Origin of the sequence: Bradyrhizobium sp. DOA1 (assembly GCF_001593325.1) — a bacterium.
In the GTDB taxonomy this organism is placed as follows: domain Bacteria; phylum Pseudomonadota; class Alphaproteobacteria; order Rhizobiales; family Xanthobacteraceae; genus Bradyrhizobium.
In genome coordinates, this window is the sequence record NZ_JXJM01000001.1 from 2,599,422 (window position 1) to 2,613,350 (window position 13,929).

The 13,929-nt window shown below is 65.8% G+C and carries 13 protein-coding genes; 6 read left to right on the forward strand and 7 right to left on the reverse strand.

Annotated elements, in window-relative coordinates; genetic code table 11:
* Nucleotides 1-548: DNA-processing protein DprA (locus SE91_RS12330; RefSeq protein WP_197489566.1), on the reverse strand; the 548-nt coding region annotated here is incomplete at its 3' end.
* Between the two features lie 91 nt (nucleotides 549-639).
* Between SE91_RS12330 and SE91_RS12335 the strand changes: the two genes are divergently transcribed.
* On the forward strand, nucleotides 640-1,884 hold the full coding sequence (locus SE91_RS12335; RefSeq protein ID WP_061847790.1) for an amidase: 1,245 nt from the start codon (nucleotides 640-642) through the stop codon (nucleotides 1,882-1,884).
* Here the strand turns inward: SE91_RS12335 and SE91_RS12340 are convergent.
* The 4 genes from SE91_RS12340 to SE91_RS12355 form a co-directional block, all read right to left on the reverse strand.
* Nucleotides 1,876-3,081, reverse strand: a complete 1,206-nt coding sequence (locus tag SE91_RS12340; protein ID WP_061847791.1) for a patatin-like phospholipase family protein — start codon at nucleotides 3,079-3,081, stop codon at nucleotides 1,876-1,878. The genes SE91_RS12335 and SE91_RS12340 overlap by 9 nt on opposite strands.
* Nucleotides 3,082-3,238: 157 nt before the next feature.
* On the reverse strand, nucleotides 3,239-3,835 hold the full coding sequence (plsY, locus tag SE91_RS12345; RefSeq protein WP_060736277.1) for a glycerol-3-phosphate 1-O-acyltransferase PlsY: 597 nt from the start codon (nucleotides 3,833-3,835) through the stop codon (nucleotides 3,239-3,241).
* A gap of 47 nt (nucleotides 3,836-3,882) precedes the next feature.
* A complete protein-coding gene (locus SE91_RS12350) occupies nucleotides 3,883-5,184 on the reverse strand; it encodes a dihydroorotase (protein ID WP_061851102.1) in 1,302 nt (433 codons plus the stop codon).
* A 5-nt stretch (nucleotides 5,185-5,189) separates the two neighbouring features.
* Nucleotides 5,190-6,137 carry an aspartate carbamoyltransferase catalytic subunit gene (locus tag SE91_RS12355; protein WP_008548449.1) on the reverse strand — a complete coding sequence of 316 codons (948 nt, stop codon included), beginning with the start codon at nucleotides 6,135-6,137 and terminating at the stop codon, nucleotides 5,190-5,192.
* 222 nt (nucleotides 6,138-6,359) lie between these two features.
* Here SE91_RS12355 and SE91_RS12360 point away from each other — a divergent pair, with 222 nt between their 5' ends.
* From SE91_RS12360 to SE91_RS12370, 3 genes are all read left to right on the forward strand, one after another.
* Entirely contained in the window at nucleotides 6,360-7,109 is a 750-nt protein-coding gene (locus SE91_RS12360) for a M15 family metallopeptidase (protein ID WP_061851103.1), read from the forward strand.
* A gap of 24 nt (nucleotides 7,110-7,133) precedes the next feature.
* Nucleotides 7,134-8,777: an acyl-CoA dehydrogenase family protein gene (locus tag SE91_RS12365; RefSeq protein ID WP_061847792.1), complete on the forward strand. Its 1,644-nt coding sequence runs from the start codon at nucleotides 7,134-7,136 to the stop codon at nucleotides 8,775-8,777.
* Nucleotides 8,778-8,924: 147 nt separating this feature from the next.
* Nucleotides 8,925-9,689 (forward strand): CPBP family intramembrane glutamic endopeptidase, encoded by a 765-nt coding sequence (locus SE91_RS12370; RefSeq protein ID WP_061847793.1) that lies wholly within the window; start codon nucleotides 8,925-8,927, stop codon nucleotides 9,687-9,689.
* On the opposite strand, the gene SE91_RS12375 is transcribed toward SE91_RS12370, so the two are convergent.
* Together SE91_RS12375 and ruvX are read right to left on the reverse strand one after the other, a co-directional pair.
* A complete protein-coding gene (locus SE91_RS12375) occupies nucleotides 9,690-10,613 on the reverse strand; it encodes an AEC family transporter (RefSeq protein ID WP_061847794.1) in 924 nt (307 codons plus the stop codon). It abuts the gene before it with no gap.
* A gap of 3 nt (nucleotides 10,614-10,616) precedes the next feature.
* The gene (ruvX, locus tag SE91_RS12380) at nucleotides 10,617-11,108 is read right to left on the reverse strand and encodes a Holliday junction resolvase RuvX (RefSeq protein WP_061847795.1); all 492 of its coding nucleotides are present in this window, start codon (nucleotides 11,106-11,108) and stop codon (nucleotides 10,617-10,619) included.
* 46 nt (nucleotides 11,109-11,154) lie between these two features.
* Here ruvX and SE91_RS12385 point away from each other — a divergent pair, with 46 nt between their 5' ends.
* Entirely contained in the window at nucleotides 11,155-11,367 is a 213-nt protein-coding gene (locus SE91_RS12385; RefSeq protein WP_008548416.1) for a hypothetical protein, read from the forward strand.
* 319 nt (nucleotides 11,368-11,686) lie between these two features.
* Nucleotides 11,687-13,900 (forward strand): DNA/RNA non-specific endonuclease, encoded by a 2,214-nt coding sequence (locus SE91_RS12390; protein WP_061847796.1) that lies wholly within the window; start codon nucleotides 11,687-11,689, stop codon nucleotides 13,898-13,900.
* The last annotated feature ends 29 nt before the right edge of the window (nucleotides 13,901-13,929 follow it).

The window sequence follows — 13,929 nt, forward strand, 5'->3', positions numbered from 1 at the left end:
AGCACGGCAATCGTGCCGCTCTCGACGCTGGCGCGATGCGCGGCCTGGTCGACGCCGCGGGCGAGGCCGGAAATGACGACGAAGCCGGCTTCGCCGAGCTCGCGCGCGAGCACGCCTGCGAATTTCAGCCCGGCGCCGGAGGCATTGCGCGAGCCGACGATCGCGATCATCGGCCGCATCAGGGTTTTCGTGTCGCCTCGCACGGCCAGCAGCGGCGGCGCGTCGTCGATCATTGCCAGCCGCGCCGGATAGCCGTCTTCGCCGGGCGCGCGCCAGGCGATGCCGAATTTGCGGCTCGCGGCCAGCTCGGCCTTGGCTTCATCGGCGCTACAGATGCGCCCCGATCGCTGTGCGCCGCCGCGGCGTGCCAGATCAGGCAGCCGCTCCAGCGCAGCCCGCGCGGTGCCGAAATGATCGACCAGCGAGCGGAAGGTGCGCGGCCCGACATTGTCGGAGCGGATCAGACGCAGGCGGTCGATCCTGTCAGACTCGGTCAGCTCCACGCTCGGATTGATGGCGTCCACGGGGTCTCCTTGTGGGGGCAGAATGGAACAACCAGAGGGCGTTGCGCAACAGTGGCGTGCGCTTGCGCGGCCTTGCCCCGATGCTAAAAGCGATGCCAATAAGAAGGATGTTGCCATGATCTCACTCGCCGACCTCCAGCGCCGCATCGAAGCCGGCGAGCTGTCGCCCGATGCCGCCATCGCTCAGTCCCACGCGGCGATCGAAGCCAAGGAGAAGGACGTCCACGCCTTCGTCCGTCATGACAAATCCGCGAAGGCGCAAGCCTCCGGCCCGCTGCGCGGCATCGCGGTCGGCATCAAGGACATCATCGACACCGCCAACATGCCGACCGAGATGGGCTCGGAAATCTATCGCGGCTGGCAGCCGCGCTCGGACGCGCCTGTGGTGATGATGTTGAAGCGGGCGGGCGCCACCATCATCGGCAAGACCACGACCACGGCGTTCGCCTCGCGCGATCCGACGCCGACGCTCAATCCGCACAATCTGGGCCACACGCCGGGCGGCTCGTCCTCGGGCTCGGCCGCGGCCGTCGGCGCCGGCATGATTCCGCTGGCGCTGGGCACGCAGACCGGCGGCTCCGTGATCCGCCCCGCCGCCTATTGCGGCACGGCTGCGATCAAGCCGTCGTTCCGGATGCTGCCGACGGTCGGGGTCAAATGCTATTCGTGGGCGCTCGATACGGTTGGTCTGTTCGGGGCGCGCGCCGAGGATCTCGCGCGCGGGCTGCTGGCGATCACGGGGCGCACCGAGTTCTCCGGCATCACCCCGGCCAAGGCGCCGCGCATCGGCGTAGTCAGGCAGGAATTTGCAGGCAGCGTGGAGCCGGCGGCGGAGCAGGGGTTGGAGGCTGCCATTCAGGCGGCGACACGAGCGGGCGCCAATGTGCGCACGATCGATCTGCCCGCCTCACTGCAGGACGCCTGGCGCATCCAACCGATCATCCAGGATTTCGAGGCGCATCGCGCGCTCGCCTGGGAGTTTTCGGAACGCCACGACGAGATCGCGCCGATGCTGCGCGCCAGCCTCGATGCGACGGCCGGACTGACCCCGAAGGAATATGACGAGGCGCGCCGGATCAGCCGGCGCGGACGCCGCGAGCTCGGCGAGCTGTTCGAGGGCGTCGACGTGCTCCTGACCTATTCGGCGCCGGGCACCGCGCCGGCCAAGGAGCTCGCGACCACGGGCGATCCCCGCTACAACCGGCTGTGGACGCTGATGGGCAATCCTTGCGTCAACGTGCCGGTGCTGAAGGTGAATGGCCTGCCGATCGGCGTGCAGGTGATCGCGCGCTTCGGCAATGATCCGCTCGCACTTGCGGCGGCACGGTTTCTGGAGGATGCGCTGGCGAAATCAGGCTAGCGCAGGTTCGCGGGGAACGGACTGCTGATCACGCGCGCGCGCGTTGCCGTCTGCGCCTTGCCCGAGCCAGCGCTCGGCCGCCTCGCGGCCGCTTCGGTGCAGCGCGCGAATGAAGCCGCGGCCGAGATCCGTGGACGAGCGCTGCGCGAGGCCCTCGACGAAGTCTTCGGCCGCGATCCTGGACAGCCGCAGTGAAGGCGCGGCATGGGCCTGCGCCCATTCAAGCGCGGCGATCTCGGCGTTGAGCGCGGCGTTGGCCGCGATCTGGTCGAGCCGGCGGTCGATCGCTGCGAGCGTGATCGGCACGTAGCTGTCGCGTGCCGGCGTGACCTGGATCAGCAGGACATCGGGCGTCGCCGTTTCCTGCGCCAGGCGCAGCAGCGGCGGGTTGCCACCGAAGCCGCCGTCCCAATAGGCCTCGCCGTCGATCTCCACGGCGCAGTGAACGAGCGGCGGACAGGTCGAGGCCAACGCGACGTCGGCGGTGATGGCGTCATTGCGGAATATCCGCTGCTGCCCGTCGCGGATTCGCGTCGCCGCGATCATGAGCTTTGGGCACCTTGCGTCGCGCAGGGCAGCAAAATCGATGTCGCGCGACAGCGCCTGCCGCAGCGGATCGAGATCGAACGGATCGAACTGGCCGGAGCGCAGCGTCGGGCCGAATGCGACAGAACTTCCCGCCGGCGAGAAGCCGCCGATCAGCATCAGCGAGCGGAACGAAGCCTCATGCATCAGCCGGACCCAGAACCGGTTCAGCCGGGAGCGCGCGCCTTCGCGGCCGCCTTCGGCCAGGCCGCAGGCGAGCAGCAGCGCATTGATGGCGCCGGCGCTGGCCCCGCTGATGGTGTCGATCGCGATATCAGGCTCTTCCAGCAGCCGCTCCAGCACGCCCCAGCTGAAGGCGGCGAAGGTGCCGCCGCCCTGAAGCGCCAGCGAGAGTTTTCGCGGCGGCCATTGGCGGGCATGCGGCTGTACGGGCGCAATGGGCGCGGCCGTGGTCACGACCTCGACCGTCACGGGCGCTTTCGCGATTGGATCGGGTGGCGACACTGGCGGCAGAGCGGAAAGAGGATTTGGGGCGGGCGGCGAGGGCGCATCGGACCAGATATTGGTCGCCGAGAGCAGCCGGCTTGCTGCGGTGCCAGAAGCACCCAGCGAACCATCCCCGTCATGCGTGTCGACAATCTTCTCGCTCATTCTGAGCAACCGCCGCCATATCCGCTGTCACGATGACAGACCCGGAACTCGCTTGCCAATACAACCGTGATTCGGTCGCAAGTTGCGAACAGGATTTGGCATATAATGCAGAAGGAGCGCTTCGGTATCCGTAGATGCCCGGCGTCGTGCGAAAACGCTATGCCTTCTCGCCGATCCGGCTTTCCCTGCCACCTTGCAGGCGCTTGATGTTCTCGCGATGCGCGTAGAACAGCAGCAGCGTCAGCACTGCCGTCAGGGCCGACAGGGCGAGGTGCCCGAACCACCACAGGAAGATCGGCGTGATGAACGCCGCCACCAGCGCCGAGAGCGAGGAGTAGCGGGTGGTGAAGGCGGTGGCGAGCCAGAGCAGGCAGAACACGATGGCGCCGGGCCAGAACAGGCCGAGCAGGACGCCGATATAGGTGGCCACGCCCTTGCCGCCCTTGAACTTCAGCCAGACCGGGAAGAGATGGCCGAGGAAAGCGCCGAGCCCCGCCACCATGGCGGCATTGGGTCCTGCGATGTAGCCGGCGATCACCACGGCCGCGGTGCCCTTGAGCGCATCGAACAGCAGGGTGCCCGCGGCGAGGCTCTTGCGGCCGGTACGCAGCACATTGGTGGCGCCGATGCTGCCGGAGCCGATCGAGCGGATATCCTGCGTACCCGCAAGCCTGGTCAGGATCAGCCCGAAGGGGATCGATCCGAAGAGATAGCCGATGACGAACGCCACCGGCAAAAATGCTTCAAGCGCCATGGCGGCAGCTCCAAAGGCCCAACTTCCAGGTCGAGCGATCTCGTACGTCAGACATGCTCATAGACCGTCCGGCCGCCGACAATGGTGCGCACGACGCGGCCTGTAAAGCGGGCCTCGTCGAACGGGGTGTTCTTGCAGGGCGATTTGAGGTCGGCGGGATCGACTACCCAGGGTGTGTCGGGGTCGATTACGATGACATCCGCCGGGCTGCCGGCGCGCAGGGTTCCGCCCGGCAATCCCAGCAGTTCGGCCGGACGGGTCGACATCGCACGGATCAGCGTCTTCAGTTCCATCTCGCCATTATGCACCAGCCGCAGGCCGGCCGGCAGCATGGTCTCGAGCCCGACGGCGCCGGGTGCGGCTTCGGCGAAGGGCAGGCGCTTGACCTCGACGTCCTGCGGATTGTGGTCGGACATGATGACGTCGAGCAGGCCGGAGGCGAGCGCGGCCACCAGCGCGCGGCGGTCGTCCTCGGTGCGCAGCGGCGGGGACAGCTTCAGGAACGAACGGTAAGGGCCGATGTCGTTTTCGTTGAGCGCCAGATGATTGATCGAGACCGAGGCACTGACGGCAAGGCCTGCGTCGCGGGCGCGCTGGAGGATATCGAGGGAATCGGTGCAGGTCAGCGAGGCCGCGTGATAGCGGCCGCCGGTCAGCGCAACGAGCCTGAGGTCGCGCTCCAGCATCACGGCTTCGGCGGCATTCGGGATGCCCATCAGGCCGAGCCGGGTCGCGAACTCGCCCTCGTTCATCACGCCTTCGCCGACGAGGTTGGGATCCTCGGTGTGATGTACGATCAGCGCGTCGAAATCTCGGCCGTAGGTCAGCGCGCGGCGCATCACCTGGGCGTTGGTCACGCTCCTGTCGCCGTCGGTGAAGGCGACCGCGCCGGCCGCTTTCAACAGGCCGAACTCGGTCATCTCCTCGCCGTGCAGGCCCTTGGTGAGCGCGGCCATCGGCTGGATGTTGACGATCGCGGTGTCGCGGGCGCGGCGCATCACGAAGTCGACCGTCGCCGAATTATCGATGACGGGCGAGGTGTCGGGCTGGCAGATGATGGTGGTGATGCCGCCGGTCGCGGCGGCCTGGCTTGCCGAGGCAAAGGTCTCGCGATGGCTGAGGCCGGGCTCGCCGACAAAGGCGCGCATGTCGATCAAACCCGGCGCCACGATCTTGCCGGAGCAGTTGATGATGTCGGTGCCTTCGGGCACGCCGGCCGCGCCGATGCCGCGGCGGGTCTCGCGGATGGCGCCGTCGGCGATGAGCACGTCGCCGACGCCGTCGAAATCCCTCGAGGGATCGACGACGCGGGCGTTGGCGAGCAGGATGGGGCGGCGATCAGTCAGCATCGGCATCACGCGTTCGGCAGGTTACGGGCGAGCGCTTCCAGCACGGCCATGCGGACCGCGACGCCCATCTCCACCTGTTCGCGGATCAGGGACTGTGCGCCGTCGGCCACGATCGAGTCGATCTCCACGCCGCGGTTCATCGGGCCGGGATGCATCACGAGGGCATCCGGCTTGGCGTAGGCGAGCTTCTTCTGGTCGAGCCCGAAATAATGGAAGTATTCCGACGAGGAGGGCACGAAGGAGCCGTTCATGCGCTCGCGCTGCAGGCGCAGCATCATGACGATGTCGGCGCCCTCCAGGCCCTCGCGCATGTCGCGTGCGACCTCGACGCCCATCCGCTCGATGCCGGGCGGCAGAAGCGTGGAAGGGCCGACGACGCGGACGCGGGCGCCCATGGTGTTGAGCAGGATGATGTTGGAGCGGGCGACGCGCGAATGCAGCACGTCGCCGCAGATCGCGACCACGAGACCTTCGATCCGGCCCTTGTTACGGCGGATGGTGAGCGCATCCAGCAACGCCTGCGTCGGATGCTCATGCGCGCCGTCGCCGGCATTGATCACGGAACCGTCGACCTTGCGCGCCAGCAGTTCCACCGCGCCGGATGCGTGATGGCGCACCACCAGGATGTCCGGATGCATCGCGTTCAGCGTCACCGCGGTGTCGATCAGGGTCTCGCCCTTGCGGATCGAGGACGAGGACACCGACATGTTCATGACGTCGGCGCCGAGCCGTTTTCCCGCGAGCTCGAACGAGGATTGGGTCCGGGTGGAAGCCTCGAAAAAGAGGTTCACTTGCGTCCGTCCACGCAGGACGGTGCGCTTCTTGTCAACCTGGCGGTTGAGCTCGACATATTCTTCGGACAGGTCGAGGAGGCCGCTGATGTCGGCCGCGGAAAGGCCCTCGATGCCCAGCAAATGCCGGTGGCCGAGGACGAAGGTCGATTTCGATGTCATTAAAAGCAGAGCTATAGGGGCGGATGGCGGGGGGAGCAAGGGGCAAACGGTGCGACGGGAGTTATCCCCTGATCTGTCGGTTCGGTCGCTGCGGCGTGGCCTGTCCCTACCTTTTCCGTCATGCCCGGGCTTGTCCCGGGCATCCACGATCTTCTATCGCATTTGACGCAAAAGAACGTGGATGGTCGGGACAAGCCCGGCCATGACGATGTGGGGCATTCCGTGAAAAGAATTCTGACAGCGTTCCTCGCCGCAGTGACGATCAGTGCCGCCCACGCCCAATCGCTCCCTGGCGGCTTCGTATACCTGCGCGACATCGATCCCAGCATCATCCAGGACATTCGCTACGCCACGTCGAACAATTTCGTCGGCCGTCCGCTCGCCGGCTACGATGCCGGCGAATGCGTGGTGAAGCGGGAGGTGGGGCTCCGGCTGAAGGCGGTCCAGCAGGACCTGGCGTTGCAAAATCTCTCGCTCAAGATGTTCGACTGCTACCGGCCGGCGCGGGCCTCGCTCGACATGGTGAAGTGGTCGCAGAACGGCCGCGAGCCGGCGGCCGAGCGGCGCTACAATCCGCGAATTCCAAAGACCGAGTTGTTCCGCCTCGGCTACATCGCGAGCCGTTCGCAGCATTCGACGGGGGCGGCGCTCGATCTCACGCTGGTCGATCTCAAGGCCGACAATTCCGCCAAATACGATCCCTCGAAGACCTATGCCGATTGCACGGCGCCGGTCGATGCGCGCGCGCCGGAAGGCAGTGTCGACATGGGCACCGGCTACGACTGTACCGACACCAAGGGCCACACTGCGGCGCCATCGATCAGTCCGGAACAGCGCGCCTGGCGCAAGCGGCTGGTGGCGGCGATGGCCGGGCAAGGCTTTGTGAACTATTCGAAGGAGTGGTGGCATTTTTCCCTGCCGGGGGCAGGCGGGGCGGCCTATGATTTCCCGATCCAGCCGCGGCGGAACTAAAAGTCCGCTCCGAGGAAGTACTCAATGACCCAGCCGAGCTTTGCGACCCACGAGGTCCTCAACCAGTCGCCGCCGTTCGAGGACGTCGACCTCTTCGCCGTCGATCGGCCGCTGATCGAGGCGGTCAGGGCCAATGGCGGCGCGTCGGCGGAACGCGAGCTGTCGGAATTCGGCAAGCAATGGGGCTCGGCGGCGATGGCCGATCGCGGGCGCGTCGCGAACGAGAACGCGCCGAAGCTGCGCAGCTTCGATGCCAAGGGCAATCGCCGCGATCAGGTCGAGTTTCATCCCGCCTATCACGAGCTGATGGCGCACAGCGCGCATGCCGGCGTCCATAATTCGACCTGGACGGCGGATGGAAAACCTGCGGGCGATGCCGCCGAGGTCATTCGCGCGGCAAAGTTCTACATGGCGGCGCAGGTCGAGACCGGCCATCTCTGCCCGATCACGATGACGCGCGCCTCCGTCGCGGCGCTGGCGATGCAGCCGGATTTGCTCGCGCGCGTGATGCCGGTGCTGTCGACCAGGAGCTACGACCCGAGCTTCGCGCCGTGGTGGGACAAGCGCGGCATGACGCTCGGCATGGGCATGACCGAGAAGCAGGGCGGCACCGATGTGCGCGCCAACATGACCCGGGCCGTGCGCGACGGACATGCCTATCGCATCACCGGCCACAAATGGTTCATGTCGGCGCCGATGTGCGATGCATTCCTGGTGCTGGCGCAGGCGGAGGGCGGCCTGACCTGTTTCTTCATGCCGCGTTTTGCGCCTGACGGCTCGGTGAATGCGATCCAGTTCCAACGCCTCAAGGACAAGCTCGGCAACCGCTCCAATGCCTCGTCCGAGGTCGAGTTCGTCGGCGCCTATGCCGAAGCGGTCGGCGAGGAGGGCAAGGGCATCCGCACCATCATCCAGATGGTGCAGCTGACGCGGCAGGATTGCGCGATCGCCTCGGTCGGCCTGATGCGTTCGGGCCTCGCCCATGCGCTGCATCACGCCCGTCACCGCAGCGTGTTCCAGAAGCATCTCGCCGATCAGCCCCTGATGCAGGCGGTGCTGTCCGACATGGCGCTGCATGTCGAGGCGAGCACGGCGCTGGTGATGCGGCTCTGCCGTGCCTTCGACCGCACCGCGCAGGAGGCGGCGGAGGCCGCCTATATGCGGCTGCTGACGCCCGCGATCAAATACTGGACTTGCAAGAGTGCGCCGCCGTTTCTCTACGAGGCGATGGAGTGCCTCGGCGGTAACGGTTACGTCGAGGACGGCATTCTCGCGCGCCATTATCGGGAGGCGCCGGTCAACGCGATCTGGGAAGGCTCCGGCAACGTGATGTGCCTCGACGTGCTCCGCGCGCTTGCGCGCGAGCCAGACGCAGCCTTGGCGGTGCTGCAAGCGCTGGCTGCCGAGGCCAGGGGCTTGCCGGGGGCAGGCGAGGCGGTGGCGTTCATCGGCAAGGCCTTCCGCCGCGCCGATGGTGAGCGCGTCGCACGGCTCGCGGTCGAGAAGCTGGCGCTGCTCGCGGCGACTGCGGCACTGAACGGCGTGTCTGCGCACGGTGCGGAATTGTTTGCGAGCACGCGTCTCGCCGCCAATCACGCCAGCATGTATGGTGCGGTCGAGCTCGACAATGGTGACGTGCGCGTGCTGCTGGAGCGGGCGTTGCCGTGAGCATGGCACTTGCTACCCACATCGTCATGGCCGGGCTTGACCCGGCCATCCACGTCTTGAGTCGCAGCGCGAAGAACGTGGATGCCAGGGACAAGCCCGGGCATGGCGGTTCTTTCGACAGCTCGCCGGCCTAGTGAAAGCCTTGTGATGGACTCCCTCAATCCCGATTATCCGCCGCCGAGTGTGACGCCCGCGACGCCGCGCGTCTGGATGTTCTGGGGCACGGCGCTGTGGGGCTTCCTGATCTTCTTCGCAATGTTCGTCGGGCAGATCGGCGCCATCGTTCTGCTGGTGGCGCAGCGCGGCCTGCCCATGGACCTCGCCTCGCTGCAACTCGTCGGGCGTGAGCCTCAGGCGCTCGCGCTGTCGGTCGCCATGGGTCTGCCGGCGACGCTGGCCGCGGTCTGGCTCGCCATTCGCATCAAGAAGGCGTCCTTCGTCGATTATCTCGCGCTGCATTGGCCGTCCTGGAAGCAGCTGCTGCTTGGTGTCGTCGGCCTCATCCTGATCGTGCTGGTCTGGGAGACGATGTCGCGCGCACTGGGCCGCGAGGCGACGCCGGGCTTCATGACCGATCTGTTGAAATCGGGCCGCGACAAGGGGGCAGCCCTGCTGTTGCTGTTCGCCTTCAGCGTGGCGGCGCCGATGTCGGAAGAGGTCCTGGCGCGGGGCTTCCTCTATCGCGGCTGGTCGGAAAGCTTCCTGCGGGTATCAGGCGCGATCCTGCTGTCGTCGCTGGTGTGGACGATCGTGCACCTGCAATACGATCTGTACTTCCTGGCCGAGGTCTTCTGCATCGGACTCTGGTTCGGCTACATGCGCTATCGCGCCAATTCGCTCTGGCTCACCACCGTGCTGCACGCGCTCAACAATCTGACCGCGGTGGTGCTGACGATGTGGCTGGGGAGTTGATCAGGCCGCCAGCGCGATCGCGACCGGCATGGTGACGGCCGCAAAGATCGTCTGCAGCGTGATGATCTGCGCCAGCAGCGGCGCATCGCCGCCCATCTGGCGCGCCATGACATAGGCGCTCGACGATGTCGGCACCGCCGAGCAGATCGCGACGATCGCGAGGCTGTTACCGGACAGCCCGAACCAGACACCGAGCCCCATCGCGAGCGCGGGCATCAGCACGAGCTTGAACACGACGCCGAAGGCGGCCCCCAGGCTCGGGTGCAACAGGCCTTGGAGATGAAGGCCGGCGCCGGTGACGAGCAGGCCGATCGCGAGAGAGGAGCGGCTCAGCGCGTCCGCGACGTCGTGCCAGATCTTCGGCAGCGGCAGGTGCATCAGGTTGACCGCAAGCCCGATCGCGCAGGCCCAGATCAGGGGATTGCGGACCATCGTCATGACGATCGTGCCTGCCGACTGCTTCTCGGGCGCCGCGTAACGGGCGAGCACCACGACGCTCAACACGTTGACCAGGGGAATGATCGCGACCATCGCCACGGAGGCGAGCGCCAGCCCGACGTCGCCGAACATGTTGGCGGCGACCGACAGGGCGACGAAGGTCTGCCAGCGCGTCGCACCCTGGAAGATCGAGGTGAAAGCAGGGCCGTCGATGCCGAGCCGCGACAGGGCCGGGCGCAGCGCAAGGCACAGCAGCGACATCGCGAGCGCCGACAGCAGCAGCGCGCCGCCGACGCCGGCGACCGGCACCTTGGAAAGGTCGGCCCTCACCAGCGTCTGGATCAGCAGCATGGGAAACAGCACGAAATAGGTCAGCCGCTCCAGCCCGTGCCATTGCGTGTCGAGCTGCATCAGGCTGTGCTTCAGCACGATGCCGAGCACGATGAGGACGAACACCGGCAGCAGCGCCGCGATGACGACAGCCATGGATCAGTCGATCCCCGGATTGGTGCGAAGATTGGCGAGGCGGTCGAGCGCGCCTTGCAGGATGAAGATCGCGGCGTGTTCGTCGATCACCTCGGCGCGCTTGGCCCGGCTGACGTCCATGCCGATCAACTCGCGCTCGACCGCCGCGGTCGAGAGGCGCTCGTCCCAGAGGCCGATCGGCAGTGCGGTCAGGCCTGCAAGATTGCGGGCGAAGGCGCGCGTGGATTGCGCGCGCGGGCCCTCGCTGCCGTCCATGTTGATGGGAAGGCCCAGCACGAAACCGGCCGCCTTGCGCTCGGCCGCGATCGCGAGGAGGCGAGCGGCATCCAGCTTGAACGCCTTGCGCTGGATCGTCTCGACGCCGGTAGCGAGCTTGCGATCGGGATCGGATACAGCGACGCCGATGGTCTTTGTGCCGAGGTCGAGCCCGATCAGCGCGCCGCGCGCGGGCCAGTGGGTTGCAGCATCGACGAGAGGCAGGATAAGAGCCGGCATGGTCTTAGCGCATATCACGCGTCGCGCTGTGGAGTGAACCCTGGACATGGATGCACTGACACTATTCGGCCTGTTTGCCGTGACGGCGATGCTGGTCTGCTATGCGCTGGAAGACCGCAGCCACTGGTTCGTCCTGCTGTTCGCGGCGTCCTGCGCGCTCGGCTCCGCCTATGGCTTCCTGCAAGGCGCCTGGCCGTTTGGCCTCGTCGAGGCGATCTGGGCTCTGGTCGCGCTCCGGCGGTGGCAACGGAAGGCGTAGCGATGGAAGCGCGTCTTCGGACTTGTCTCTCAGAAGTGCTTTCGAAATCGTGATGCGCACATGCGAGAACAACGATCATTTTGTTGCGCAGTTCACACAAGCAAAGCGCGTCCCATGACATGATGTCGCGCGAGCAGCGACCAGCATCGATTGACGCTTTGGTTGTGGCGCGATAGGTTTATCGGGCTAAAGTAGTGGGGCATCGACCCCAATTCTTGAATAATCATTGGCAGTGGACGGTGGTTCGACCGCACTGCAGCCTCGGCGCAGTTTTCAGCCTCCGCACGTCGATATTCATCCGAATTTTCGAGAGGTCATCATGTTCATCAAGCCAAGCCTGATCGCGGGCTCAGAACGGCGATTCAAGCAAGCCGAGTTTTCACCGGAGGCCCTGAACAAAAAGCTGGGCGACGGCCCGATCGAGATGTCGGTCGAGAAGAAGCGCTTGCGTCAGCGCCAGCTGTTCGCCGAGACGAGGGACGTGCAGAAGGCCGAGACCGGCCTCGAGCGGATCATCCAGGGCAACGATCTCGACAGCATCAACTATCTCGCCAAGGGCACGGCTGCCGCGCGCTCGATCTGCCGCATCCAGCTGAGGGATGGCAGGTCGAATCTGCTCGGCTACGGCTCGGGCTTTCTGATCGGGCCGGGCCTGCTGCTGACGAACCATCATGTGTTCGGCAAGCCGTCCGATGCAGCCAATTCGGTGGCCGATTTCAACTACGAGCTGGACATTTCGGGCCAGGAGCGTGCGCCGGTCAGGTTCGGATTCGAGCCGGGCAGGTTCTTCTACACCAATGACAGGCTGGATTTCTCGATCGTCGCGGTGGCACCGACCTCGTTGTCCGGCGACGAGCACCTGGAGGATTGGGGCTGGTTGCCGCTCTTTGGCGCGCCCGGCAAGGCGGACCCGGGCGAGTACCTCACCATCGTCCAGCATCCCAGCGGGCAGATGAAGCAGGTCTGCGTCCGCGAGAACAAGCTGCTCAAATATGTCGGCGACTTCGTCTGGTACAACACCGATACCACGGCAGGTTCGTCAGGCTCGCCGGCCTTTAACCGCTTCTGGCAGGTGGTCGCACTGCATCACAGCGGCGTCCCGAGGAAGGACGCAAGGGGCCGCGCCCTGACCAAGGACGGCAGGGTGTGGGATGCCTCGATGGACGAGACCTTGATCGACTGGATCGCCAATGAGGGCATCCGGATCAGCGCGATCGTCGCCGATCTCAAGATTGCGGTCGGCTCGCATCCCCTGATCAAGCCGGTGCTCGACGAAGAAGAACCGCCGGCCCGGCACGAGATCGAGAAGATGCCGCAGCCAGCCGCCCCGGTCTCCTTCGGAGCCAATCTCTGGTTCGAGCAATCCGTCGATGGGACCTCGCTGGTGGTCCCCGTCCGCGTACCATTGCCGATGCTCCGGAAGGAAATTCCCATGCCGCCGATGCCGCCCATGCCGGGCCGCGGGGGCAACGGCGGCCTGCCGAACGGCGGCTTGCCAAATGGCGGCAAGCCCTTGATCGTTCCGCCGGTCGGCCTGCTGCCTCACATCAGTGCCAAGAACGGCCTGCCCATGGAGGCCGTGCATATCAATCAGAGCACGCTGAAATCGCGGCCGGGCTACAAGGCGAATTTCCTAGGCACCGGCAAATTCTCCGTCCCGCTGCCGAAGATACCGGCCGCCCTCAAATCTCGAGTCGCGATGCTGAAGGGGAGCTCCAGGCAGTCCGAGCTGAAATATTTCAACTATAGCGTCGTCATGAACAAGGAGCGCGGGCTCGCCTTCTTCAGCTGCGTCAATATCGACGGCGGCCAGCAGCAGGACGTCGGCAAGCGCGAAGGCGATTCCTGGCTGCGCGATCCACGCATAGACGAGGACGCCCAGATCGGCGACGAGTTCTACCGCAAGCAGGCTACCTTCGAAGCAGACCGCAGCAAGAACCCGTTCGATCGCGGTCATCTCGTCCGCCGCCTCGATGCGACCTGGGGTGACACCGTCGCCGCGGCCAAGGAGCACGGCGACGATTCCTTCCATTTCACGAACTGCTCGCCGCAATTCTTCTCGTTCAACCAGGGCAAGCAGCTCTGGGCCGGACTGGAGGATTACACGCGCGATATCCTGCTCAAGGGCGAGGAGAAGGGCATCGTCATGAACGGCCCGGTCTTCGATGGGCCGGACGCCGACGGATCTGATTTGCCCAATCCGGCCGGCCGGCCGCGCAAGGATCCGAGCTTCGGCGGCGTTCAAATTCCGAAATATTTCTGGAAGATCCTAGTTCGACGCGACGACGACGCTCTCAAGGCGATGGCGTTCCTGATGAGTCAGCGCAAGCAGGTCATGGAGATCGACCGTGTCCAGGAGGCGGATCTACTCGAGCGCATGTCCGAAGAGGACGTCAGCGTCTTCCAGGTCTCGGTCGCGGACCTGGCGAAATTGACCAAGCTCGACTTCGGCAATCTCGCAGATGCGGACTCGCTCGAGGCGACCTCGATCGGCCCGCGCCGGATCGAGTCCTACGAGGACATTCGTACCTGAAGTTCGGGCCGGGTGAGGGTAGCGGTGTG